Origin of the sequence: Occallatibacter gabretensis (assembly GCF_001449115.1) — a bacterium.
Taxonomy (GTDB): domain Bacteria; phylum Acidobacteriota; class Terriglobia; order Terriglobales; family Acidobacteriaceae; genus Telmatobacter; species Telmatobacter gabretensis.
In genome coordinates this window covers 55,869-78,402 of record NZ_LAIJ01000012.1, presented here as the reverse complement: position 1 = coordinate 78,402, position 22,534 = coordinate 55,869, and the positions used below count along the sequence as shown (strand labels likewise).

Genomic DNA, 22,534 nt, shown 5'->3' with positions numbered 1-22,534 from the left:
TGACAGGCGTGACTGTTGAAAAGTCTATTGGCAAAAATCCTCAGAAAATAGATCGCGTCAGGAGGCCGAACCAACGATTTGTTGAAGGTGTCTAGACATTTTCTATCCCCAAATTTGTACGGGTTTTCTGGGATTTTGAGTTTTTCAACTGCTCAGGCCAATGCGCTCGTTGAGAAGGTTTTCGGCAAAGATCAATCGATGGGTCTTGAGAAACGCGCTTCTCGGTAGCGCCCGCTCGGCCCAGATCAAGTTCTGATACGGCGACTTGGCGAGACTGAACCGCTCGCTTTCAAGCTTGATTTTCGTAACATCGAGAAGGCTGCCGGCGAGCTGTCGATGCTTTGGGATAGTTGCATATACTCCGTGTCATGACGCTTTTCGCGGAAATCGATCCTGGAGTCACCAAGGCCGCTGAGAAGTGGAATTCTGTTTGAGGTCGAAGATGCTTCCGTCTACTCTTTCCAACCGCGCAGCGAGGGCTGCCAGTTTTCTTGTGCTCGTCGTAGCCGCTTCCCTTCCAGGCGCGCAGCTTGCATGGGCTTTGGGCCAGGAGCAATACGTCCAATTCTCACCAGTTCGGGGCGGTTTCACGCTAGTCGACGCGAATACCACGGCGAAGATCTACGTCGATCCAAAAGATTGGCCGGGGGTTCTCCGAGCTGCGAACGACCTTTCCAATGACATCCGGGATGTGACTGGCAGGACGCCTAAGGTCATCTCCGGCGGCGAGCTTACAGGCCGCAACGTGATCATCATCGGCACTATCGGCAAGAGCGAGATCATCGACCGGTTGATTGCCGCGGGAAAAATCGACGTGTCCGCGACCAAGGGCAAATGGGAATCTTATTTTACGCAGGTGGTTCGCAATCCGCTGCCGGGGGTTGATTCGGCCCTGGTCATCTGCGGTTCCGACAAGCGCGGCACCATCTATGGCATTTATGACCTTTCGGAGGAGTCCGGCCAATCACCGTGGTATTACTGGGCCGATGTGCCTGCCAAAAAACATGCCGAGCTCTACATTAAAGCCGGCAAATTCTCCGTAGGCGAGCCTTCCGTTAAATATCGCGGCATCTTTTTCAACGACGAAGCACCATCCCTTTCCGGCTACATCCACGCCAAGTACGGTGATATCCCTCCAAACAATGACCCTTCGAAGGGGCCGATCATACCCGCCGGTGTTGCAAATTACGGTCACGAATTTTACTCGCATGTTTTTGAGCTGCTGCTTCGATGCAAGGGGAATTTCCTGTGGCCCGCCATGTGGAATAACGCGTTCAATGAAGATGACCCGGCGAACGCAGCCACTGCCGATATGTATGGAATCGTCATGGGCACCTCCCATCAGGAACCCATGCTTCGCGCTCAAAAAGAGTGGGACCGCTTGCCCCGCTCCGTGACCGGCGGACCGTGGAACTACGCCACACACCCTGACACTCTGGAAAAATTCTGGCGAGAAGGCCTCGTCCGCAACAAGGGTTTCGAAAGCATCCTCACGATAGGTCTTCGCGGCGAGAATGACTCCGAAATGGTTCGGGGCACGGATCAGGCTATCGACCTGCTGAACAAAATCATTCCCGCGCAACGCAAGATCATTGCAGAAACTGTGAATCCCGATCTCACTAAAGTTCCCCAGGTATGGGCGCTTTACAAGGAAGTGCAGAACTATTACGATACCGGCGGACTTCACCCTCCCGACGACGTGACCCTCCTCTGGGCTGAGGACAATAACGGGAACATTCGCCGTCTTCCCACCGAGGAAGAGCGCAAACGCTCCGGCGGTGCTGGTATTTACTATCACTTCGACTACCACGGGGGTCCCACCGACTACCGCTGGGTCAACACCAGCCCTATTCCCCGAATCTGGGATCAGATGTCCCTTGCCAAGGAATACGGCGCCGATCGCATCTGGGTGGTCAACGTTGGCAAGTTCAAGAACATCGAATTTGCGACCGATTACTGGCTGAACCTGGGTTGGAATTTCAACCGCTGGACGAACGACAGTATGCGCGAATACACGCGTCTTTGGGCTACGCGAGAATTTGGCCCCGAGTGTGCTGGCGAAATCGCCGACATCATGACCCTTTATACGAAGTACAACGGACGGCGCAAGCCTGAACGCCTGACCGCGAGTACCTATAGCGCTGTCGACTACAGCGAGGCAGAGAGAGTTGCGGCCGACTACAACGCGTTAGCCACCAGAGCAGAAGCAGTTTCGAAGCTGTTACCGAAGGAAGAGCAGGATGCGTTTTACGAACTGGTGCTCTTTCCGGTGACGGCTGGAGCCAACCTGAACGAGATGTACATGGCCGGCGCCAGGAATGCTCTTTACGCGCAGCAGGGCCGGGTCAGCGCCAACGACTTTGCTGACATGGCTCGCAGAGACTACGCCAGGGACGCCGAGTTGATGAAGTATTTCAACACCGCATTTGCCGGCGGCAAGTGGGATCATTTCCAGGATGACGTCCACATTGGGTACACCAGCTGGCCTGAACCGCGAACCCCCACCATGGATCAGATACATCTAACCGAGGTTCCTGCGACGAATCCTCCGACTCTGGGCGTCGCGGTAGAAAATTCCGCGGCAGCGTGGCCAGGCGGCGAGGGAGAGCCCTTGCTGCCGCGGTTCAACTCCATTGCGCAGCAACGACGTTTTATTGACGTGTTCAATCGGGGCAAGGGCACCGTTCAATACACCGTCACTCCCAGCGATTCGTGGATCATTGCGTCCGCGAGCAAAGGTTCTGTCGCCAAGGATGAACGCATCTGGATTAGCATCGATTGGTCGAAGGTTCCGAAAGGCGCGGTTTCGGGAAGCATCCGGATTGCTGGCGGAGACGAAACCGTCGTTGTGAAGGTGGATGCCGTTTCTGCTCCCGACATCACCCGCGGCACGCTGACCGGCTTCGTGGAAGACGACGGCTTAGTTTCGATCGAGCCTGAACACTACACGGGCAAGACGGATCAGGGCGAACTAAAGTGGATCCGAGTGCAGGACTACGGCCGCACCCTTTCTGCGATGCGCGTACAGGGACCCGTTAATTTTGGCCCTCTGGAGCCCGCCAAAGGTGCACCGCATCTCGAATACAAGACCTACTTCTTCACAGCAGGCGAGGCGAGCCTCTACAGCATTCTTGCGCCTAATCTCGCTTTCATTCCAGGCCGGGATTTGCATTTTGCCGTCTCCATCGACGATCAGAAGCCAATCATGGTGACAGGTGTGCCGACGACTGTAGTTGCCTCTGGCACGTCGTGGAACGGAAGCGACTGGGAAAAGAACGTCAAGGACGAGGCGCGCACCGTGTCGGCCAAAGTTCAGATCCCAACGGCTGGTTACCACACGCTCAAGGTATGGATGGTTGATCCTGGTATCACCGTTCAGAAAATCATCATCGACCTTGGCGGGCTTAAGCCGTCCTACCTCGGGCCTCCTGAAAGCTACAACTCGTTGAGCTCGTCACACGATAAAGCCAGCCAGAGATGACACCTGCCTTTGCGATAGCGCGAGCCTCCGGATGAATCCTCCTCAAAAGACGTCCCAATGGAGCCTTGTAAACAACCGCCGTGCAAGCTCCTTCGGTCTCATCCTTCCATTGGAGAAGACTGGCCATTGGAAAAAACTGGAAGACAGGAAATAGCCAAGGCGCGCATTGTGGGAATCTTGCTCCCCGGAGCGGCGGCGAGTGTGTATGCTAATTGCGTATAGAAACAATTCCCAAAATGCCCACAATGAAAACATCTGAAAATCCCTCGCTCCCTCGTGTCGACCGCCGTGAATTTATCAAAACGAGTTCTCTGGCCGCCGGTGCGCTGGCGTTCGGCGTGCCGGCGTTCTTGCGCGGCCAAAATCTCAACAGCAAGTTGAACATCGCCTGCATCGGAATCGGCGGTAAAGGCCGGAGCGACACCGATGCCTGCGCCGGCGAGAACATTGTCGCGTTGTGCGACGTGGATTCCGGTTCAGAGTCTTACCAGACTCAAACGGCAAAATATCCGAGCGCGAAGTTTTACAAAGATTTCCGCCAGATGCTGGACCAGATGGGCAATCAGATCGATGCGGTGACGGTCTCGATCCCGGATCATATGCACGCGATTGTGGCGTCGGCGGCCATGAAGAGGAACAAGGCGGTCTTTTGCCAGAAGCCGCTGACGCAGACCATCTATGAGGCGCGCTATTTGCGGAAAATGGCCAAGGAGAGAAAGCTCGTCACGCAGATGGGCAATCAGGGCAGCGCCGGCGACGGTTTGCGCCGCGCGGTGGAGACCATTCAAGACGGTCTCATCGGACAGGTGCATGAAGTTCATGTCTGGACAAACCGCCCGGTCTGGCTGCAGGCAATGGATCGTCCAACCGGAGAAGATCCGGTTCCTGCCACATTGGAGTGGGATGTCTGGATTGGAACGGCTCCCATGCGGCCGTATGTTGGCAGCCGTGATCCGAAAGATCGCAATGGAATTTACGAGCCGTTTAACTGGCGCGGCTGGCAGGATTTCGGCTGTGGCGCGCTGGGCGACATGGCGTGCCACACGGTCAACATGCCGTTTCGCGCTTTGAGTCTCGAGTCGCCAACGGTAGTTGAAGCGATGCCGTTCGGAAAGATGAACAAGGAATCGTATCCCGTAGGTTCCAAAATTCGCTTCGACTTTCCCAAACGCAAAGCGGAAATTCCCCTCGAACATCCGCATCTTTTCCACCACTACCGAAAGATCGAGCACGATGCGCTGACGCTGTGGTGGTACGACGGCGGCCAGCCTGACGCCACAGCCCGTGGCGGCCATGACCTGAGCAACAAGCCGCCTGTCGAGCTCACCGCTGACATCGTCGCGCTACTCGGCGAGGTTCCCGATAGCGGTTGTCTGCTGGTTGGCGACGGAGGCGCGGTCTTTTCACCTGACGATTATGGGACCAGTTTCTTCGTGAAGCTGAAGGGGGATGAAAAGTTCCTCCACTACACCAAGCACCCGGCTATGGCGCAATATCCTGAGCGCATTCCGCGCAACGTTTATGGCAAGGCTGGCGACGGCAAGCAATCCGGCGGTAGTGTTTTTGCCCATGCGCAGGAATGGCTCGTTGCCATCAAGCAAAACAAGCCGGAGATCTGCTACTCGCGTTTTGACGTTGCGGGCCGCCTCACGGAAACCATGCTGCTGGGCTGCGTGTCGTTGCGCGCGGGCCAGAAGATCGAGTGGGACGCACACAAGATGGTTGCGAAAAACTGTCCTGAGGCAACGCAATTCATACGGCGGCAAGACCGTTCCGGCTGGGCTCTTTCCTGATGTGTACATCCCGGCACAGCCGACTAAACGTCAGCCTGCCGGGATGCACTCTCACTGTGGTTATGCCTGGCGTCCAGGCAGATACTGTTCCAGAAAACGTCGCGCCAGGATAAATCCGTCTTTGCGCTGCTGCGGGAAATCGGCCAGGTCCCCGGTGTGCGGTGCATCCCAGAATTGGTCCTCATGCTCCACTGCGATGCCGCCGTTGAAGCGGACCTGCAGCAGGACCGTGAGGAATGCCGCCCAGTTGACAATCCCCTGTCCGGGGATCCGATAACGCCACCATCCCTGCCCGGCAATGCCCACCTGCTGCAGTATAGGCTGAGTGATCTCCGTATCCTTGGCATGCACCGCGAGAATACGGTCTTTGAACTGCCACGCCGCACTGATCGGGTCAATGTACTGCCGCACAAAATGCGAGGGATCGAATTCCAGTCCCAACCGCTTGCTTGGAACGCGGTCGAAAACGGCCTGCATCGCTGCCGGCGTGGTCGCGAAATTGACACCGGTTGGATAATTTTCCCATCCCATCCCGATGTTGAGCTTTTCGCATACAGGGAGATATTTTTCGTTGAAGACATCGGCAAAGGCGGCGGCCTGATCCTCCATCCGGACGCCCGGCTGCCCACCGCTGAAGGTGCCGACAAACTTGCAGCCCAGGCGATGGCCAAATTCCAGCGCGCGAATAAAATCGGCCTGCGCGGCCGCGCGCTTGCCCGCATCGGGATCCGTGTGGTTGGGTGCGAAGTACTCAATGCTGACAATGCGGATGCCCGCATTGCGCGCCGTTGCCAGAATCTGATCGATCGCGCTGTCGCTCAGGTTCGGATTGAAGGCCGTACCCGGCGTTACCACGACGCCTTCGTAACCGGCCTGCGCGGCAAAGGCGAGCTTCTGCGGCGAGTATGGCGTGATGATGGACAGCTTGGGATAGGGTGTATCCGGCGGCGTACCCGCAGGTGTCGCAGGCGCTTGCTCTGCCTGTATCGGGACAGCCGCTGTCCCCGCCAGGCCCAAAGCCGCCGCGGATGTGCCGCCTATTTTCAGTAAATCTCGCCGGTTCCAAAACGAGTTTTCGCTCTGCATAATCCTCCGTGATCCCAGCATAGCGCACACGCAGACTCTGATCGCCATGCCTGTACAAATGAGGCGCGGAGCATTCCGCGTAGCCGGAGTATTCTGGCCGTCGTGATGATTTGCTTTAGAGCTCTCGGGCGCGTTCTATGGCGCGGATGACGGCCTGGGATTTGTTGATGGACTCCTCATATTCGAGTTCGGGGACGGAGTCGGCTACTATGCCTGCGCCGGCCTGGATTGCTCCCTTGCCATCTTTCACGCTGAGGGAGCGGATGGCGATGCAGGAGTCGAGATTGCCGGAGAAGTCGGCATAGAGGACTGCGCCGCCGTAGACGCCGCGGCGGGCGGGTTCAAGCTCTTCGATGATTTCCATGGCGCGAACCTTGGGTGCGCCGGAGAGCGTGCCGGCTGGGAAACAGGCGCGGAGGGCGTCTACAGCGGTGAGGCCGGAGCGGAGTTTGCCCTCGATTTTACTGACGATGTGCATGACGTGCGAGTAGCGCTCGACGTACATAAGCTTGTCGACCTTGACGGAGCCGAAGTCTGAGACGCGGCCTACGTCATTGCGGCCGAGATCCACGAGCATGACGTGCTCGGCGCGCTCCTTTTCGTCGGCTAGCATCTCGCGGGCGAGAGCGTCGTCGGCCTCTTCCGTGACTCCGCGAGGGCGGGTGCCGGCGATGGGGCGGTACTCGATTTTGCCATTGTTGACCTTGACCAGCAGCTCCGGTGAAGAACCAGCGATCTCAAGCGCCTCGTTTCCCTCCAGTGCGAAACGCAGGAAGTAAAGATATGGGCTGGGGTTGACGGTGCGAAGTGCGCGGTAGACCTGAAAGGTGTCTATGCCGGGCTCGATATCGAAGCGCTGCGAGAGAACGGTCTGGAAGACGTCGCCAGCGGCGATGTACTCGCGGATCTTTTCGACGGCGGCGAGGAAGTCCTGCTTGCGGGTTCGGTGCTTGATTTTGAGTTTGCCGGAGTGTTTTGCGGCCTTGAGTTTGGGCAGCGGCTGGGCGAGACTTTTTTCCAGGCGCTTGAGACGCTTTACTGCCTTTTCGTAGGCATCAGCGGGGCTGGAAAGCGTTACGTCTGCCGTGATGACGAGCCAGATTTCTTTGCGGACGTGATCGAAGGCGAGGACTTCATCGAAAAAGAGCAGGCAGGCGTCGGGGACGCCTAACTCATCCTTGGCTTGATTTGGGAGGCGCTCGATGAGGCGGACGGCATCGTAGGCGAAGAAGCCGACGGCTCCAGCGGTGAAGGGCGGCAGGTCCTTGAGGCGGGCGGGTTTGTGGCCGCTGAGGGCGTCGCGGAGGACGGTGAAGACGTCGCCTTCCATGTGGGTGGTGCGTTTGCCTTCCGTAATAGCGATCTTGTTGCCGCGGGCGACGATGCGCTTGTATGGCGAGAGGCCGATGAAAGTGTAGCGGCCTACCTGCTCGCCGCCTTCGACGGATTCAAGCAGGAAGCACTCGGGCTGCTGCCAGGCGGCGCGCAGGAAGGCGGAGACGGGGGTTTCGAGGTCTGCGGTGAGACGGCGGCAGACGGGAACGAGGGTGTGCTCTTTGGCAAGAGCGACAAATTCCTTGCGGGAGGGTTGGACGGATGGGGTGGCTTGCTTCACGAAAGACAGTTTACAGGGGTCAGGTTACAGGTGACAGCGGATAGAAAGCTGAACTAACTGTTGTGCTATCCCAGGTCTCAAAATCGAGACCTGGGGCACCCGGCCCTTGTGGCAGGTCAGGGAACGATAAAAGCGGGTCGTTCGCTTTCCACCCCTGCAAGCAAAGATCGCTTGCCGGGGACCCCGGCCCTCCGCCTGAAATACGGCTATGGTCAGGATGACGGGCTTTTGTGGGATGTGAGTGGCTATGGTCGGGATGACACATATCTATCTATCGAGCTATTGAGAGGTGCCCAGGACGGTACGAATGGCTTGACTGTCCCATATCCGGGGACTAGACTCAGCAGGGTTTGGGCCGATTTGATTCAATAACACACCCAACGCCCCGTTTTGTGCGGGTGGTTACAAACGGTGAGAGCAGGAAAGATCCTGTTCTGGCTAACAAGCCTTGCTGCGACAGCAGGTTGCGGCTGGCGAAAGGATTTGACGAAGGATTATGGCAACTCTTACATCGACTGTGACTCTGGACCGGGAGATTAATCCCTGGGAAGCGCAGAATGCACGGTTTGAATTTGCGGCGCGCAAGCTGAACCTGGATGAGGGACTGTGGAAGGTTTTGAGCTCGCCGTCGCGCGAGGTGATTGTTCACTTTCCTGTAATGATGGACAACGGAAAGATTGATATGTTCACGGGCTACCGCGTGCAGCACTCGCAGGCGCGCGGGCCGGCGAAGGGCGGGATTCGCTACTCGCCGGATATAACGCTGGACGAGATTCGCGCGCTGGCAAGCTGGATGACGTGGAAATGCGCGGTGGTGAATATTCCGTTTGGTGGCGCGAAGGGCGGCGTGATCTGCGACCCGTCAAAGATGAGCCGCGGCGAACTGGAGCGCATGACGCGGCGATATACGTCAGAAATTATCGACTTCATCGGACCTGAAAAAGACGTGCCTGCGCCGGACATGAACACGAATGAGCAGACGATGGCGTGGATCATGGACACCTACTCGATGCACATGCGGCAGACGGTGACGAGCGTGGTGACGGGCAAGCCAATCAACATGGGCGGGAGCCGCGGACGCACGGAGGCGACTGGCCGAGGCGTGATGGTGGCGTGCAACGAGAGCCTGCGCTATTTGAATATGCAGCGTGAAGGCTGCCGCGTGATTGTGCAGGGCTTTGGCAATGTCGGGTCAAATGGCGCGCGGCTGCTGATGGAGAACGGATACAAGATCATCGGCATTGCGGAGAAGGATGGCGGCCTGTACAACCCGAACGGGATCGACATTCACCAGCTGACGGAGTTCAAGTACCGCAATGGCACGACGCTGGGCTTCAAGGGCGCAGAGGCGACGCCGAGCGATGAATTGATTACGCAGGAGTGCGAGATTCTGGTTCCGGCGGCGATGGAGAACGTGATTACGAGCCGCAATGCGGAGCAGCTGCGGGCGCGGATTATTGTGGAAGGCGCGAACGGACCGACGACGGCTGTGGCGGACGAGATTCTGGCGGACAAGCGAATCTTTGTGGTGCCGGATATTCTGGCCAACTCGGGCGGCGTGACGGCGAGCTACTTTGAGTGGGTGCAGGATCGGCAGGGCTACTTCTGGCCGGAGTCCCGGGTGAATGAGGAGCTTGAGACGATTCTGCGGGCCAGCTTTGAGGATGTGCTGCGTTATGCGGAGTCGCACAATGTGAATAACCGCATTGCGGCGTATATGCTGGCGATTGATCGCGTGGCGTTTACGATCCGGCAGAGAGGGATTTACGCCTGAAGTGGATGTAGAGATGGAAATAAGATGGGCAGCCCGCAAGGGCTGCCCGTTTTTCACCTGCACGGTAGGAGCATATAGTTGTAACTGTGGCCAGATGTAGCTTCAGCACGGCAATGGCCCAACTTCCGGCAATTTTTTAGAGAATTCGCGTGAATCTGCCTAATTCCATCACGATGAGCCGGATCGTCATGATCCCGCTGCTGCTGTGGATTCTTTCGAGCAAGTTTCCATGGCAGGGGCCGGAAGGCTGGCAGGAGCTTGCCGCCGCGGTACTGTTCATCCTGGCTTCGATTACCGACGGCGTGGATGGCTATCTGGCGCGGAAGCGCGGGCAGATTACAACGCTGGGAATGCTGCTGGATCCGCTGGCGGACAAGATCATGGTGACAGCGGCGCTGATTGCGCTGGTGGCCTACACGCCTCAGGTGGTGAAGGTTTGGATTGCGGTGGTGATCATCGGGCGCGAGTTTTTGATCTCGGGGCTGAGGTCGATTGCGGCGTCTGAAGGTTTCACGATTCAGGCGAGCGACCTGGGCAAGCTGAAGACGGTGCTTCAGATTGTCTCAGTGGTAGCGGCGATTCTCTCGCACCGCTGGTTTCAGTGGGAGCTGGGACTGATTGTTATTCCGGTGAAATGGACGGCAATTACCGGCATGTACTTTACCGTGGGCGTCTCGACGATTTCAGCGATTGATTATTTTGTGGGCTTCTGGAAACAGATCGATCGGGCATCGAAGAACCGGCGGAGCAGCTTTGTGCTTAGCCGGCAGAAGGATACGCAGAAGGCGGGAACATAGCCCGTTCCCACAGGGACCAGAGGAATTAGGAGCCAGGGATCTCAAATCAAAAGCCCTCGCGTTATGCGAGGGCTTTTGATTTGAGCTAGAAACTCGTTTTATGCCATTGCGGGAACGGGCTCGGCAGTTTTTGAGACGGGCATTGCTGCCGGTGCATGCGCAGGCGCGTGGTTTGCGCGAGTGAGCCGGTGGACGAAGTGATATGGAGGCCATGGACCGGAGATCTGCATCTGGCACTCCTTCATGGACGCGGCGGTGGTGGCGAACTTGTTCTGGTAGCGCTCGACGTACTTGCGTTCGATCAGGTGTGAGACGTCGAGGATCATTTTGCCGTTTTCCGTGAGGCGGCAGGTGACCTCTTCATCGAGCGGATTGAAGAGGCGACGCATCTGGAAGCTGACTGCACGGCCACGGGTCTGGCGCTCACGCTGGCGGGTGGCATTCTCGCGCAGGTTGGTGAGGTATTCGCGGCCAACTCCTTCGGTGGGAAGATTGCCGATGAGGGCTCCTGTACAGCAATCGTCGACGAGGATCTTGATGTGCATCTCGGTTTTACCGCGAACCTTATCAATATTCGTCTGAAACTGGCGCTGATTGGAGCGGATGGATTTGCGAAGGAGATCGTCGGACTCAAAAACGGTGCCAAATCGGAAAGGAAGAATAGTGGAATGCTGAAAACAGTCCGCGATCACTCTTGCATGATCGATTCCTGATCGCTGATTGAAGCTTTCTGCCGGATTATGCTCGCTGACGACGATTGCGAGATCACTTGCCGGGTAAAGGAAAACCTGATTGCCACTGACCCCGTGAACTTGTTCAAGAGGAACTGGTTTGCGATGCCTGGCCAACTCTGGAAATGCTTGCTTTTCACCTATGCAGTAGGCATACCACGCCATATAAGAAACACCCCCCGCGGCCATGGATTCCGCCGCGCTGATCTGAACTGCGGGAACAAACTGCACACAGCACACACTGCCGGGTCCAACTGAAAGATTTCTAGATTCCCGGTCGAAACTATGCGAATACTAGCCCTTCCGAAATACAACTTGCAATGTCCGTCTTAGCCCACTTTGGAATTGGTAGCGCAAAAGTGCAAAATTGTGTTGGTAATATAAAAATATAACTTCATCGAATGAAATATCTTGTATGAATCCGATCGAAATGACAATTGGTTGAACTTTTGTTGTGGAAATTTCAATGTTACTTTGGTTTGAAAGCTTCAGACAGACTGTCGGCTGGCAGTTCACCTGACTCGAATGTTCGCCCGCCGCGCGAGGCGTTCTGCTGGAGAAAATCAGGCAAGGCAAGGTTTAGAATCGCGAGATCACTGAGCCATAAAGGCGCAACTTACCCGTGCTACGCGCACTCATCCAGATGGCACGGTACAACCAATTTTTAAATAACTCTCCGTGCCGCCTCGTATACTTTCCCCATGTTGGCATTCCGCTCCGCTTCTTTCGTTGCGCTTCCTGCGCTTGCTGCGTTCACCCTTGCTCTTGTTGCGCCGCCTGCCGCCCATGCATGGGGCGATGAAGGCCATCGCATGGTGAATCGACTGGCCGCTTCTTCCCTGCCCTCCGACGTTCCGGAGTTTCTGCGCTCGAAGGAAGCTGTCTCGCTGATCGAATACCTCGGTCCGGAGCCGGATCGCTGGCGCTCGTCCGCAGAACCGGAGCTGAATAGCGCACAGGCACCGGAGCACTTCATCGACCTGGAGCCTGCGGACGCGCTTGGGCCGTTGCCGCATCGGCGCTTCGACTTTCTGGCCAAGGTGTATGCTGCCGGGCAGAATCCGAGCAGGATTGGATTGCAGCCGTGGGAAGCCACGGAGGTGTGGGAGAGACTGAAGGCGGCGCTGCGGACGTATCGCCAGCTTTCAGCAGAGCACAAGTCCACGCGCGAAGTGGAGCAATCCGTGCTGTTTTATGCCGGGTGGCTGGGACACTATGTGGGCGATGCCTCACAACCACTCCATACGACGATCCAGTACAACGGGTGGACGGGGCCGAACCCCAACGGCTATACAACCGATCATAAGATTCATTGGCAGTTTGAAGGTGATTTCGTGAAGGCCAATGAGCAGGAACTGGATGCCGGTGCAAAATCAAAACTTACTGCGGCCCATGTGATTGATGGCGATATCTTTGACCAGTATGTGGCCTATATCCGCCATTCGGCGACGTACGTGGAGAAGGTATACCAGTTAGAAAAGGCGGGTGGATTTACCGGAACAGGCAGCGCGGAATCGCGCGACTTTACCGCTGAGCGCCTGGCGGCGGGAGCAAGCATGCTGCGAGATATGATCTACACGGCATGGGTGGACAGTGCGCAGCCAGTGCCGAAGCCTAATTATTGACCTGCCTGCAGAGTACAAAATAATGAGGGCATCCCAATGACTCAATCTACCGATCTTCGTTTGACGAGAATGCCGCTCAGCAACGGGCGGGGCGAGATGCCTGCGCTCGGATTCGGCACCTTGATTCCCGATCCAGCCTTGACGATAAGCGCGACCAAAGATGCGCTGGAAGCCGGATTTCGGCACTTCGATTGTGCGGAGCGATACCGGAACGAGCGCGAGGTTGGCGAGGCTTTGCAGGCGGGACTTGCCGCTGGAGGCATTGCACGTGAGGAGATCTTTGTTACCACAAAGCTGTGGAACTCCAATCATCGGCCGGATCGTGTAGAACCTGCCTTTGCGGCGAGTTTGGAAAGGCTGAGGCTAAGCTACCTGGATCTCTACCTCATCCACACTCCGTTTGCATTTCAAGCGGGAGATGAGCAGGATCCGCGGGATCAAAACGGAGACATTCTTTACGACCTAGAAACTACGCTGCTCGATACGTGGAAGGGGATGGAAAGCCTTGTGGACCACGGCAGATGCGGGGCCATAGGACTGTCTGACATTACCCTGGACAAACTGTTGCCTCTCTACGAATCCTCACGAATCAAGCCGGCGGCGGTCCAGGTGGAATCTCATCCGTATCTGCCGGAGACGGAGCTTGTAGATTTCTGCAAAGAGAAAGGCATTGTGTTTCTGGCTTTTGCGCCTCTGGGACATGGCATGAAGCCGGGGCCGCTCGAAGATCCGGTCATTTTGGCAGTTGCGGCACGCATTGGAAAGACACCGGCGCAGGTGCTGCTGGCATGGGCGGTGCAGCGCGGCACCGCTGTGCTGACTACGGCTAAAACCTCAGCACGGGCGCGAGAGAATTTTGATATCGCGACTCTGCCGGAAGACGCGTTTGACGAGATCAATCGCATTGAGACGAGGCAGAGACTGAATGACGTGGTGAAGACTGGAGTTCCGGGTTTCATTCCACGCGTTAAACCGGCATAACAGCTAGCCAGCACCTGGAGCAGTTCGTTGAAGAGGAAGATTTGCTGACGATTCTCTCTACTCGGCAGTCTGTGGCGCGCACAGCGCTGGAACGCGGCGCAACACGCTGGTAAGCGCTACGGTGAGCAGCAGAACTACGGGAATGGCGACAAGAAGCCAAGCCAGAAGTGCTTCGCCGGCAAGAAAGCCGAGCTGCCTGAGCAATTGACCGGAGGAATGCCGGAATAACTCCAGCGGTGAGTGCGTCAGTACCTGCAGGTCGATTGCACGGTGTGCTGCGAATGGAGCAATCCAAACGCTAATCCAGACGCCGAGCCGGGCCAGAGGCACGATGAGCGCCAACTGGAAGGGCATGGCGATATAGTTGGCCGCCTGCATGACGGGAAGATTGAGCCGGAAGAGCAGAGCGACCATGGCGCATAGGGCCGTGGGAATTCCGATGACGGGAATGCAACCCAGTGCGAAACCCAACGCAAGCGTGAGGGCGAGCCGGCGGGGACTGATTCCCTGCCGCATGATCCGCTCTATTTGCGTCTTGAGGGTGCTCCAATTGGGTATGAATATGCGCATCGCTGTTTAGAACGTAGTGATTTTCTGATGAATTACGCCTCAAGGCGCAGTGAATCTTTCGTGACCGGAATCAAGATGGGAACACGGCGCCTGCGTCTAGTTCAGACCGGAAAAGCGAAGAGACCACGCTGACGCAATGAAGAGACCACCTGCTCGACTTTGAAATCAAGGTCTTCAGTGCCGTCAAGAATGAGATGCGCGTGAGATGCAGAGGGGTGCACCCAGGCTAGAGCCGCGGGATGGACGGTCTCCGCGTATTGGCGGCGAACGGAGTCCTCGGTGCGGCCGCGCTCGAGGATGTCGCGGCGGAGGCGGCGCTCGAAGCAGAGATTTTCTGCAGCTTCCACGTATACGCGCAGGTGGTAGAGCGGCAGGAGATCGGGGTAGACGAGAGCGAAGAGGCCTTCCACGATGAGCAGCGGAGCGGGGTGGATGGTTTCTGTGCGGTCGAGAACGCGGGTGTGCGTGGCGAAGTCGTAGAGCGGCCGCTCGATGGTTTCTCCGCGGGCTAACGCTGCGACATGCGCGGCGAGGAGTGGGCTTTCGATGAGCGCGGGATCGTCGAAGTTTTGATGAGCGCGTTCTGCCGGGGGCAGGTGGGCGAGGTCGAGATAGTAGTTATCCAGCGGGAAATGGATGCCGTTGAAGGCGCGGGCGAGCTCACGGGCAAGGGTGGTTTTGCCGGAGCCAGAGAAGCCGGCGATGCCGAGAACGACTGGCCGGACGGCGGGCTTGAGCGAGGATGGGTCGGATTGAGGTGCGGGCTGGCTCACTGTTTCGAAGAGATTCCTGTGGCGATGGTGGGGACGAGACGCTTGAGGAGGCCGGCGAGGCGGTGTTGTACGCGGCGGCCGGCTTCGAAGACTTCTTCATGACTGAGCTGGGCTGCGCCCAGGCCGGCGGCGAGATTGGTGACGCAGGAGATGCCGAGAACTTCGATACCCATGTGGCGGGCAACGATGGTCTCAGGCACGGTGGACATGCCGACGAGCGTGGCCCCGAGGGTGCGGAAGGCGCGGATTTCCGCGGGGGTCTCAAAGCTGGGGCCGGGCGTGGCGAGATAGATGCCTTCTTCTAGGGTCCAGCCTTCCTGTTGGGCTGCTTGTTGCGCGAGGGTGCGGAGCGGTTTCGAGTAGGCCTCGGTCATGTCAAAGAAGCGCAAGCCGGATTTGGGGGTGATGGCGAAGCGCGGCTCATTGGGTCCGGTGAGCGGGTTGAAGCCGAGAGCGTTGATGTGATCTGAAAGCGCGACTAGCTGGCCGATGCTGAGGCCGGGGGCGATGCCGCCTGCGGCGTTGGTGAGCACGACGGTGCGGATGCCAGCGAGGCCGAGGACGCGCATGGGGAAGGTCACCTGGAGCGGGGTGTAGCCCTCGTAAAAATGGACGCGGCCCTGCATGACGATGACGGGGGTGCCGCTGAGCTTGCCGGCCACGATGCGGCCTGAGTGGCCTTCGACTGTGGACTGCGGGAAGTGCGGGATTTCACCGTAGGGGATCAAGATGGGGTTCTCGACGGAGTCTGCGACTGCGCCGAGGCCGGAGCCGAGGACGATGGCCACGCTTGGGGCCAGACTCGGCTTTGGGGCGCCGAGTTTGGATTGCAGATATGCTGCGGCTTCTGAGACTTGATCGAAGTAAACAGAACTCATTGTGAATACTTTAATCGTTTGGCCGGGAGAGAGCGATTGTGGACGAGTGGAGCCGAGAGCTGGGCGGGGGAAATTGGAGACCGCGGGCGCTATTGCGAGCCGGGGTGGGAGCCTTGCGAGGACGTCGAGCGATTGGCAGGTACAGTAGCTTTGGCAACGCGGACGTTTTCGTCCGTGCGGCGCGGGCTGCGCGGCTCTTTCGCTCCGCAGGCTACTGGGGCGTTGGCCATTTGCTTGGCGAAGACGCGGTAACTGTGAGTGCCTGGGCGCAGGGTGGACCAGTAGCTCTTTGGAGTAAGCAGGGGCTCGTGGAGATCGACGAGCTGGTTTTTCATGATTCGAATGCCACAAAGAAGATTGTTCCTGGGCTGCAGGATGGTCTTGCCGGCGTCGTGCGCCGCGAGAGGCTTGTCGTGATTCCAATCGAAATCGCACCCATAGCGCTCGGAGTCTTCATAGGTGAGCTGAAGGAGACCTTCACTACGGACCATGCGGTGGCTGACCTTGTCGGGCACGGCTACAGCAGGATCGGTATGGCGAACGTTTGTGGTGGGCTTGAGGCCGGCCTCTGCACCGGAGAGGGCCTGGAAGAGATATGCCCAGAAGGCGCGCTTGTCGACGTCAGGCAGCGAGGAAAAACGTGGGCAATAGGCTCCTACGGCTTTGCCAAGACTGGGAGAGAGCATCTCCGGGGGAAGATTTTCCTCAATGAGGACGTCCCACTGGGGGTTCCAGTTGCCGGTTTCGTTCAGAGTGTCTTTTTGCTCGGCGATGGGAGTGGGTGGAGCGGGCTTGATTCCCTTTGCCGGCACGGGTCCTGGCGGCACGGGTACAGGCGGCTTCGCGACGGCGTCTTTTTTGCCGGGGGCGCCGGGCTGCGATTCCTGCGCGGAATTCTGCGCGTAAAATGCGGGAGTTGCGGATAGCATCGCGGCTATTGCCAATGGAATCACCGCGTAATACGACATGCGACACACCAGTACATGGATGCGCCGCATTTTGATTAGTTGGTTCTGATGGTGGGATTATTGAGGAAGAGAGCGAGAGTGACGAGTGCGAGAGATCATCACGGTGATTTTTGGGCTGGGGTTGGTGTGCAATGCGCTGCTGTTTGTGCCGCAGGTGATTGCGGTGTGGCGCAAGAAGACCGATGAGGGCGTTTCGCTGATTACGTTTGGCGGCTTTAGTCTGCTGCAAGTGATTGGTATTGTGCATGGGGTTTTCGAGCATGATTGGTCGCTGATTCTGGGGATGAGTGCGAGTTTGCTAAGCTGCGGGACGGTGACGCTGCTGACGGCTTTTTATCGGATGAAGCGGATGCAACGCGAAGGGAGGGCATGAAGGATGTGCAGGAATATCAAGATGCTGTTCAACTTTGATCCGCCGGTGACGGAGTGTGAGATTCGCGCGGCTTCTGTGCAGTTTGTGCGGAAGATCAGTGGGTTTGCTAAGCCTTCGAAGGCGAATGAGACTGCGTTTGATGCTGCGGTGAGTGAGATTGCTGCGGCTTCGGCAAGGCTGCTTGGGGCGATGGAGACGAATGCGCCGCATCGGAATCGGGAAGAAGAGATGGCTAAGGCTAAGGCGCGGGGTGAAGCGAGATTTGGATGAACGCGACCTCAATTCGAAATACGAGGAGGCTCAAGCTACCGCCCGTTACCCATTAGGATGTCATAAATTGTGTTTTCATAATTTCGATGAAACACAGTAAATGCATTTTCACCAATCCTGACAGTTGAAATATGCTGTTGAACAATCACATCTAATTCTTGACTGAACTGATTTGCGAAACAGGCATTATATGCAAAAGAAGCTTCTGCAATATTGATTTCAGTTACCGTCGGGCTTGCAATTCTACGCGTGCGATCAACGTTGGAAAGGATATGCAAGCAAGTAGCTGGCGATATTGGCAAAAATACCTCAACGTTGGTCGTGTGAAATCCAACCCCATACGCCAGCTCTCCAGACTCCAATCTGTTCCAAGTGATAACTGGTGTGTCTGAAAGCAAAAATGTCTCATCCGGTTCTGAGGATAAAGACGCCATTCTCCCCTGAACAATACTTCATCAAAACCAGCAATCGCCCGCAATGTTCCTTGTGCGTACCACATTTGCGCTTCTCTGCCAGACGTATTTGCAACTACAAATTCCCGTGCTCTAATCCCTACGTCTTCTCTTGTTATTAGCCGACCAAACCTCAATCCCTTAAAGAAAGCGTCGATATTCCAGTGAGCAGCGACAGTCTCAAGCTGGATTTCATTTGAAAGAAAGTGATTTAACGCGTTATTCCTGATTTCTAGTAGATGCTGCGTGGCATTGCGCCTAGCTATAGAACGATTAAATAGAAGAGTCACATACCTAGTCATTTTTCGCTTTTGCTCATCGTTCATTGCAAATAATGGATCACAAAAATTCGCAATGAACTGATTGACAGGATCTTCTATTTCATATGCGAGCCGTCGCTCGATAGTAGCCTCTATTGCCGCATCTTCTGGATCAGCGAAATGGCCATCAATCCTTGTTGCCGTATCTGGCGAAGCCTTAGAGTAGGGTGCTCTGTCCTTCTCATATCTCCACAAGCGGTCCGATCTCGTAGACGCTTCAAGATAAGCGAATTGCCGAAGGAGCCGCTTCGGAACGGTATGGGATTTCATCGCTCCCTCAAACTCTTATCTCTCGCTCAATTCGAGCTACCCCAGAAACATTCCTGCGATTGAGGCGCTGATTAAGTTGGCCATGGTGCCGGCCAGCATGGCGCGGATGCCGAGTTTGGCGAGGTCGTTACGGCGTTCGGGAACCAACGCGCCGATGCCGCCGATCTGCATGCCGATGGAGCCTAGATTTGCGAAGCCGCAGAGCGCGAAGGTGGCGATGGTGAAGGCGCGAGGCGAAAGTGTGGCTCTTTCTGTACCGAGCTGGATGTAGGCGATGACTTCATTGAGCGCCATGCGCGTGCCGAGGAGATTGCCGATGGCGAGGCAGTCATGCCAGGGCACTCCGATGAGCCAGGCGACGGGGGCGAAGACGAAGCCGAGGATCTGGCCGAGCGAGGATGGGAACCAGCCGATGTGCGTGTGGACCCATGCGAGCAGCATGTCGAGCAGGGCGACGAGCGCGAGGAAGCTGATGAGCATGATGGCCACGTTCAGGGCGAGCTTGCCTCCGTCTATGGTTCCGCGCGCGATGGCTCCGATGAGGTTCTCGTCCTTGTGCTGCTCGTCTTTGGGGATGACGACTTTGCCTTCCGTGGCGGGCTTTTCGGTTTCCGGGACGAGCATCTTGGCCATGAGGATGGTTCCGGGCGAGGTCATGATGACGGCGGAGAGAAGATGACGGGCCTCGACGCCTTGCGAGATATACATGGCCATGATGCCGCCGGAGACGTGCGCCATGCCGCTGGTCATGATGGTCATGAGCTCAGAGCGCGTGGCCTTGGAGAGAAACGGGCGGATGGTGAGCGGAGCTTCGGTCTGGCCCATGAAGATAGAGGCGGCCACGTTCATGCTTTCCGCGCCAGAGATGCGCATGGTTTTGAGCATGATCCAGGCGAGCGCGCGGATAATGATCTGCATGACGCCAATGTGATAGAGAACCGCGAAGAAGGCGGAGATGAAGATGATGGTGGGTAGGACCTGGAAGGCGAAGATGGATCCCGATGCAGGCGCGATGAGCTTACCGAAGGCTCCGGCGTTGGGAAGACCGAGCTCACCGAAGAGGATGCGCGTTCCTGCGGTGGTGGCGGAGAGCATGCTGTTGACCACGCCACCGGCCCAGGTCATGAACTGCTGGCCGAAACTGAACTTGAGCACGAAGAAGGCGAAGAGCACTTGCAGGCCCAGGCCCCAGATTACGGTGCGCCAGCGAATCCTGCTGCGGTTGGTGGAACCAAGCCAAGCCGCGATTAATACGGCCAGAATCCCCAGAATGCCTGTAAATCGATCCAAACTCGTTTTCTCCTGAACCGCGCCCGTGAGCCGGACGCTGAACAACACAAGAAAGGCTTTCCGATTACCTTACAGCATAGCGATGGATTTGCCCCCTGCGATTTGCATGGAGGCGAGAGAAGACTAGAGTAAAGTCATGATTTATTGCGGAGCGGCAGATGAACCGAAGAGACCTTTACTCCTTTATGGCGCAATTCCGTCTGGGAGTGTTGTCGAGCATATCCTCGGCAGGCGCGCCGCAATCGGCTCTGATGGGCATTGCAGTCACTCCTGATCTGGAGATTGTTTTCGACACGCTTCAGTCCTCACGCAAATATGCAAACCTGTCCGCGAGGCCCGCGTGTTCCTTTGTTGTGGGGTGGAGCGGCGAACAGACGGTGCAGTTTGAGGGAATCGCCGCGGAAGTGACGGGCAGCGAACGACAGCGTTATCTGGAAACATACTTTACTGTCTGGCCGGAGGGACGGGCACATCTGGAATGGCCTCAGATCGCCTACATTGCAGTGCGGCCCCTGTGGATACGGTACAGCGATTATGAGCAGAGACCGCCGTTGATTGCGGAGTTCACATTTCCGATGGAAGAGCGGGCGGGCGGTTAATTTACGTACCGCTGCCGACTGCGATGAGACGAGCCTGGGCATTTTCTGCGGTAAAGATGCGGCTCACGAGCTGCGGCGTTGCGGGCGGCAGCTCGTGTGAGAAGTGTATTGCGGATCGGAGTAATGCTTCGGCTTCCGCCAGGTGCGCCCGGCTTGTGCCATAGAGAGTAGCGAACGGCTGGCCTTTTTCGATGTGCGCGCAGCGTTTGGCGTGGAATTCGATGCCTGCGTTTGGATCGACCGGTTCGCCTGCTTTCTCTCGGCCTGCGCCGGTGCGCTGCACGGCCCAGCCGATTGCGGTGGTGTCCATCTCTGCGATGTAGCCGGAGTCCCAAGCTGCGAGGACTGTGGTTGCGGCGGGTTTGTGCGAGGCTTTGAGATCGTTGAAGACGCTAAGGTCGCCGCCTTGCGCTTCGATCATTTTGAGAAATGCGGTCAGCGCGGAACCTTTCGCGAGAGCGCGCTCGGCGGATCGGTAGCCAGCTTCTGCGGAGGGAGCGTGGCCACCGAGATGGATCATCCATCCGGCGAGAATGAGTGAAAGCTCGCGCAGGTCTTCGCTAGCTGAGGGCCGTTCCCCGCGCAGGAGTGTAATGCACTCGGCGATCTCGATCCAGTTTCCGGCGGTGTAACCGAGGGGCTGACCCATATCGGTGAGCAGCGCCACGGTGCGCGTGCCGGCGGCTTCTGCTGTGGCGACCATGAGTGCGGCGAGGAACTCTGCGTCCTTGTAGTTGCGGAGGAATGCGCCGGAACCGGTTTTGACATCGAGCACGAGTGCGTCCAGGCCTGCGGCGAGCTTCTTGCTGAGAATTGAGGCGCAGATGAGGCCGGCGTTTTCGACTGTGGCGGTGCGGTCTCGCAGGGCGTAGAGAACGCGGTCGGCGGGAACGAGCTTTGGTGTCTGGCTGACGATGGATGCGCCGCATTTGCGGAGGACAGATTCGAATTCGGCGAGCGAGAGCGCTGTACGGAAGCCGGGAATGGATTCCAATTTATCCAGCGTGCCACCGGTGTGGCCGAGAGCGCGGCCACTGATCATGGGAACGGCTACGCCGCAGGCCGCAGCGAGGGGCGCGACGAGGAAGCTGGTCTTGTCGCCTACGCCGCCGGTGGAGTGCTTATCGACTGCAACCTTACCGAGGCTGTGCGGGTCGAACTTCTCTCCGGAGTCGCGCATAGCAAGGGTGAGGGCGCGCACCTCATCCAGCCCAAGGCCGCGCAGCCAAACGGCCATGAGCCAGGCGGTAAGTTGCTCCTGTGGAATGGATCCGGTTGCTGCTCCTGTAACGAGAAATTGGATCTCGCGCGCAGTGAGTGTTTCGCCATCTCGCTTCTTGCGGATGAGATCGACTGCGTGGAGGGGAGTTTCGGTGCTACTACTCATTGGAACCGTGCCTCACTTCAATTTCATATCAAAACAGTTGGGCAGCAGCTCAGAGAACGTCATGGTGCGCGGGCCGTTGATGGATGGGAAGACGACGGACGTATCGGGTTCGGCAAACTCAGCGAGCATCTGGCGACAGGCGCCGCAAGGAGGACTGGGGGCATCGTTGAGATTCGCGACGGCGACGGCTTTGATCCGAATTGCGGGGCCGAACTCTGCGATGGCGCGCACGAGTGCTGAGCGCTCCGCGCAGAAGGTGAGGCCGTAGCTGACGTTCTCGACGTTTGTGCCGGTGGCTATGGAGCCGTTTGAGAGCAGCAGTGCTGCTCCAACTTTGAAATTCGAGTAGGGCGAGTAGGAATTTTGCGCCACCCGGCGCGCAGCCTTCATCAGCAGTTCCAGCTCTGCTCCCATTGCTTGTGTGTTCTCCGCACTCATCATGAGAATTTGAGGCTAGCACAATGGGCGGTTCAAATTAGGGTTCTCCAATCTACATAACAT

20 protein-coding genes and 1 pseudogene are annotated in these 22,534 nt (G+C 57.3%); 9 read left to right on the top strand and 12 right to left on the bottom strand.

The genetic code is table 11. From position 1 onward, the window contains the following. The first annotated feature begins 442 nt into the window (after positions 1-442). Both VO84_RS19460 and VO84_RS19455 read left to right on the top strand, forming a co-directional pair. Complete coding sequence (locus VO84_RS19460) at positions 443-3,481, top strand: glycosyl hydrolase 115 family protein (RefSeq protein WP_058189457.1); 3,039 nt, start codon at positions 443-445, stop codon at positions 3,479-3,481. Between the two features lie 245 nt (positions 3,482-3,726). Beyond that, positions 3,727-5,274 carry a Gfo/Idh/MocA family protein gene (locus VO84_RS19455; RefSeq protein ID WP_231738097.1) on the top strand — a complete coding sequence of 516 codons (1,548 nt, stop codon included), beginning with the start codon at positions 3,727-3,729 and terminating at the stop codon, positions 5,272-5,274. 60 nt (positions 5,275-5,334) lie between these two features. Here VO84_RS19455 and VO84_RS19450 read toward each other — a convergent pair whose 3' ends face one another. Further along, positions 5,335-6,360 carry a sugar phosphate isomerase/epimerase family protein gene (locus VO84_RS19450; protein ID WP_058189455.1) on the bottom strand — a complete coding sequence of 342 codons (1,026 nt, stop codon included), beginning with the start codon at positions 6,358-6,360 and terminating at the stop codon, positions 5,335-5,337. Between the two features lie 115 nt (positions 6,361-6,475). Next, positions 6,476-7,975, bottom strand: a complete 1,500-nt coding sequence (gene trpE, locus VO84_RS19445; protein ID WP_058189454.1) for an anthranilate synthase component I — start codon at positions 7,973-7,975, stop codon at positions 6,476-6,478. Positions 7,976-8,471: 496 nt separating this feature from the next. On the opposite strand from trpE, the gene VO84_RS19440 reads away from it, so the two are divergent. Then, positions 8,472-9,749, top strand: a complete 1,278-nt coding sequence (locus tag VO84_RS19440; protein WP_058189453.1) for a Glu/Leu/Phe/Val family dehydrogenase — start codon at positions 8,472-8,474, stop codon at positions 9,747-9,749. 149 nt (positions 9,750-9,898) lie between these two features. Then, positions 9,899-10,546 (top strand): CDP-diacylglycerol--glycerol-3-phosphate 3-phosphatidyltransferase, encoded by a 648-nt coding sequence (gene pgsA / locus VO84_RS19435; RefSeq protein ID WP_058189452.1) that lies wholly within the window; start codon positions 9,899-9,901, stop codon positions 10,544-10,546. A gap of 98 nt (positions 10,547-10,644) precedes the next feature. Here the strand turns inward: pgsA and VO84_RS19430 are convergent, their stop codons facing one another. Continuing rightward, positions 10,645-11,508 carry a GvpL/GvpF family gas vesicle protein gene (locus VO84_RS19430; protein WP_331458453.1) on the bottom strand — a complete coding sequence of 288 codons (864 nt, stop codon included), beginning with the start codon at positions 11,506-11,508 and terminating at the stop codon, positions 10,645-10,647. Between the two features lie 470 nt (positions 11,509-11,978). Here VO84_RS19430 and VO84_RS19425 point away from each other — a divergent pair, with 470 nt between their 5' ends. After that, positions 11,979-12,902: a S1/P1 nuclease gene (locus tag VO84_RS19425; RefSeq protein ID WP_058189451.1), complete on the top strand. Its 924-nt coding sequence runs from the start codon at positions 11,979-11,981 to the stop codon at positions 12,900-12,902. Positions 12,903-12,938: 36 nt separating this feature from the next. Continuing rightward, positions 12,939-13,883 carry an aldo/keto reductase gene (locus VO84_RS19420; RefSeq protein WP_058189450.1) on the top strand — a complete coding sequence of 315 codons (945 nt, stop codon included), beginning with the start codon at positions 12,939-12,941 and terminating at the stop codon, positions 13,881-13,883. Between the two features lie 57 nt (positions 13,884-13,940). On the opposite strand, the gene VO84_RS19415 is transcribed toward VO84_RS19420, so the two are convergent. From VO84_RS19415 to VO84_RS19400, 4 genes are all read right to left on the bottom strand, one after another. After that, positions 13,941-14,453, bottom strand: a complete 513-nt coding sequence (locus tag VO84_RS19415; RefSeq protein ID WP_082662217.1) for a DUF2062 domain-containing protein — start codon at positions 14,451-14,453, stop codon at positions 13,941-13,943. A 101-nt stretch (positions 14,454-14,554) separates the two neighbouring features. Continuing rightward, positions 14,555-15,226, bottom strand: a complete 672-nt coding sequence (locus tag VO84_RS19410; RefSeq protein ID WP_058189448.1) for a uridine kinase family protein — start codon at positions 15,224-15,226, stop codon at positions 14,555-14,557. Then, positions 15,223-16,104 carry a purine-nucleoside phosphorylase gene (locus tag VO84_RS19405; protein ID WP_058189447.1) on the bottom strand — a complete coding sequence of 294 codons (882 nt, stop codon included), beginning with the start codon at positions 16,102-16,104 and terminating at the stop codon, positions 15,223-15,225. Before VO84_RS19405 ends, VO84_RS19410 begins: the two co-directional genes overlap by 4 nt. Positions 16,105-16,193: 89 nt before the next feature. Continuing rightward, positions 16,194-17,102 carry a hypothetical protein gene (locus VO84_RS19400; protein WP_197414134.1) on the bottom strand — a complete coding sequence of 303 codons (909 nt, stop codon included), beginning with the start codon at positions 17,100-17,102 and terminating at the stop codon, positions 16,194-16,196. Positions 17,103-17,157: 55 nt separating this feature from the next. Here VO84_RS19400 and VO84_RS19395 point away from each other — a divergent pair, with 55 nt between their 5' ends. Beyond that, on the top strand, positions 17,158-17,445 hold the full coding sequence (locus tag VO84_RS19395) for a PQ-loop domain-containing transporter (RefSeq protein ID WP_058189445.1): 288 nt from the start codon (positions 17,158-17,160) through the stop codon (positions 17,443-17,445). A 3-nt stretch (positions 17,446-17,448) separates the two neighbouring features. Further along, complete coding sequence (locus VO84_RS19390; RefSeq protein ID WP_058189444.1) at positions 17,449-17,715, top strand: DUF2277 domain-containing protein; 267 nt, start codon at positions 17,449-17,451, stop codon at positions 17,713-17,715. Between the two features lie 35 nt (positions 17,716-17,750). On the opposite strand, the gene VO84_RS23410 is transcribed toward VO84_RS19390, so the two are convergent. From VO84_RS23410 to VO84_RS19380, 3 genes and pseudogenes are all read right to left on the bottom strand, one after another. Further along, the gene (locus tag VO84_RS23410) at positions 17,751-18,149 is read right to left on the bottom strand and encodes a DUF4238 domain-containing protein (RefSeq protein ID WP_157440018.1); all 399 of its coding nucleotides are present in this window, start codon (positions 18,147-18,149) and stop codon (positions 17,751-17,753) included. Between the two features lie 251 nt (positions 18,150-18,400). Continuing rightward, positions 18,401-18,757: pseudogene (locus VO84_RS23405) on the bottom strand (DUF4238 domain-containing protein); the annotation flags it as partial. A gap of 36 nt (positions 18,758-18,793) precedes the next feature. Beyond that, entirely contained in the window at positions 18,794-20,047 is a 1,254-nt protein-coding gene (locus VO84_RS19380; protein WP_058189899.1) for a NupC/NupG family nucleoside CNT transporter, read from the bottom strand. A gap of 158 nt (positions 20,048-20,205) precedes the next feature. Between VO84_RS19380 and VO84_RS19375 the strand changes: the two genes are divergently transcribed. Then, positions 20,206-20,646 carry a pyridoxamine 5'-phosphate oxidase family protein gene (locus VO84_RS19375; RefSeq protein ID WP_197414133.1) on the top strand — a complete coding sequence of 147 codons (441 nt, stop codon included), beginning with the start codon at positions 20,206-20,208 and terminating at the stop codon, positions 20,644-20,646. 1 nt (position 20,647) lies between these two features. Here the strand turns inward: VO84_RS19375 and VO84_RS19370 are convergent, their stop codons facing one another. Both VO84_RS19370 and cdd read right to left on the bottom strand, forming a co-directional pair. After that, a complete protein-coding gene (locus tag VO84_RS19370) occupies positions 20,648-22,033 on the bottom strand; it encodes a thymidine phosphorylase (RefSeq protein WP_058189441.1) in 1,386 nt (461 codons plus the stop codon). A gap of 12 nt (positions 22,034-22,045) precedes the next feature. Beyond that, positions 22,046-22,474, bottom strand: coding sequence for a cytidine deaminase (cdd, locus tag VO84_RS19365; protein ID WP_058189440.1), 429 nt, complete (start codon positions 22,472-22,474; stop codon positions 22,046-22,048). Between the last annotated feature and the right edge of the window lie 60 nt (positions 22,475-22,534).

Excerpts from the sequence above, each read along its gene's own strand:
- VO84_RS19425 (WP_058189451.1), top strand. The coding sequence starts at position 11,979 with ATGTTGGCATTCCGCTCCGCTTCTTTCGTTGCGCTTCCTGCGCTTGCT.
- VO84_RS23410 (WP_157440018.1), bottom strand. The coding sequence starts at position 18,149 with ATGGCGTCTTTATCCTCAGAACCGGATGAGACATTTTTGCTTTCAGAC.
- VO84_RS19440 (WP_058189453.1), top strand. The coding sequence starts at position 8,472 with ATGGCAACTCTTACATCGACTGTGACTCTGGACCGGGAGATTAATCCC.
- VO84_RS19460 (WP_058189457.1), top strand. The coding sequence starts at position 443 with ATGCTTCCGTCTACTCTTTCCAACCGCGCAGCGAGGGCTGCCAGTTTT.
- VO84_RS19450 (WP_058189455.1), bottom strand. The coding sequence starts at position 6,360 with ATGCAGAGCGAAAACTCGTTTTGGAACCGGCGAGATTTACTGAAAATA.
- VO84_RS19455 (WP_231738097.1), top strand. The coding sequence starts at position 3,727 with ATGAAAACATCTGAAAATCCCTCGCTCCCTCGTGTCGACCGCCGTGAA.
- VO84_RS19375 (WP_197414133.1), top strand. The coding sequence starts at position 20,206 with ATGAACCGAAGAGACCTTTACTCCTTTATGGCGCAATTCCGTCTGGGA.
- VO84_RS19370 (WP_058189441.1), bottom strand. The coding sequence starts at position 22,033 with ATGAGTAGTAGCACCGAAACTCCCCTCCACGCAGTCGATCTCATCCGC.
- VO84_RS19405 (WP_058189447.1), bottom strand. The coding sequence starts at position 16,104 with ATGAGTTCTGTTTACTTCGATCAAGTCTCAGAAGCCGCAGCATATCTG.
- VO84_RS19415 (WP_082662217.1), bottom strand. The coding sequence starts at position 14,453 with ATGCGCATATTCATACCCAATTGGAGCACCCTCAAGACGCAAATAGAG.
- cdd (WP_058189440.1), bottom strand. The coding sequence starts at position 22,474 with ATGATGAGTGCGGAGAACACACAAGCAATGGGAGCAGAGCTGGAACTG.
- VO84_RS19400 (WP_197414134.1), bottom strand. The coding sequence starts at position 17,102 with ATGCGGCGCATCCATGTACTGGTGTGTCGCATGTCGTATTACGCGGTG.
- VO84_RS19420 (WP_058189450.1), top strand. The coding sequence starts at position 12,939 with ATGACTCAATCTACCGATCTTCGTTTGACGAGAATGCCGCTCAGCAAC.
- VO84_RS19390 (WP_058189444.1), top strand. The coding sequence starts at position 17,449 with ATGTGCAGGAATATCAAGATGCTGTTCAACTTTGATCCGCCGGTGACG.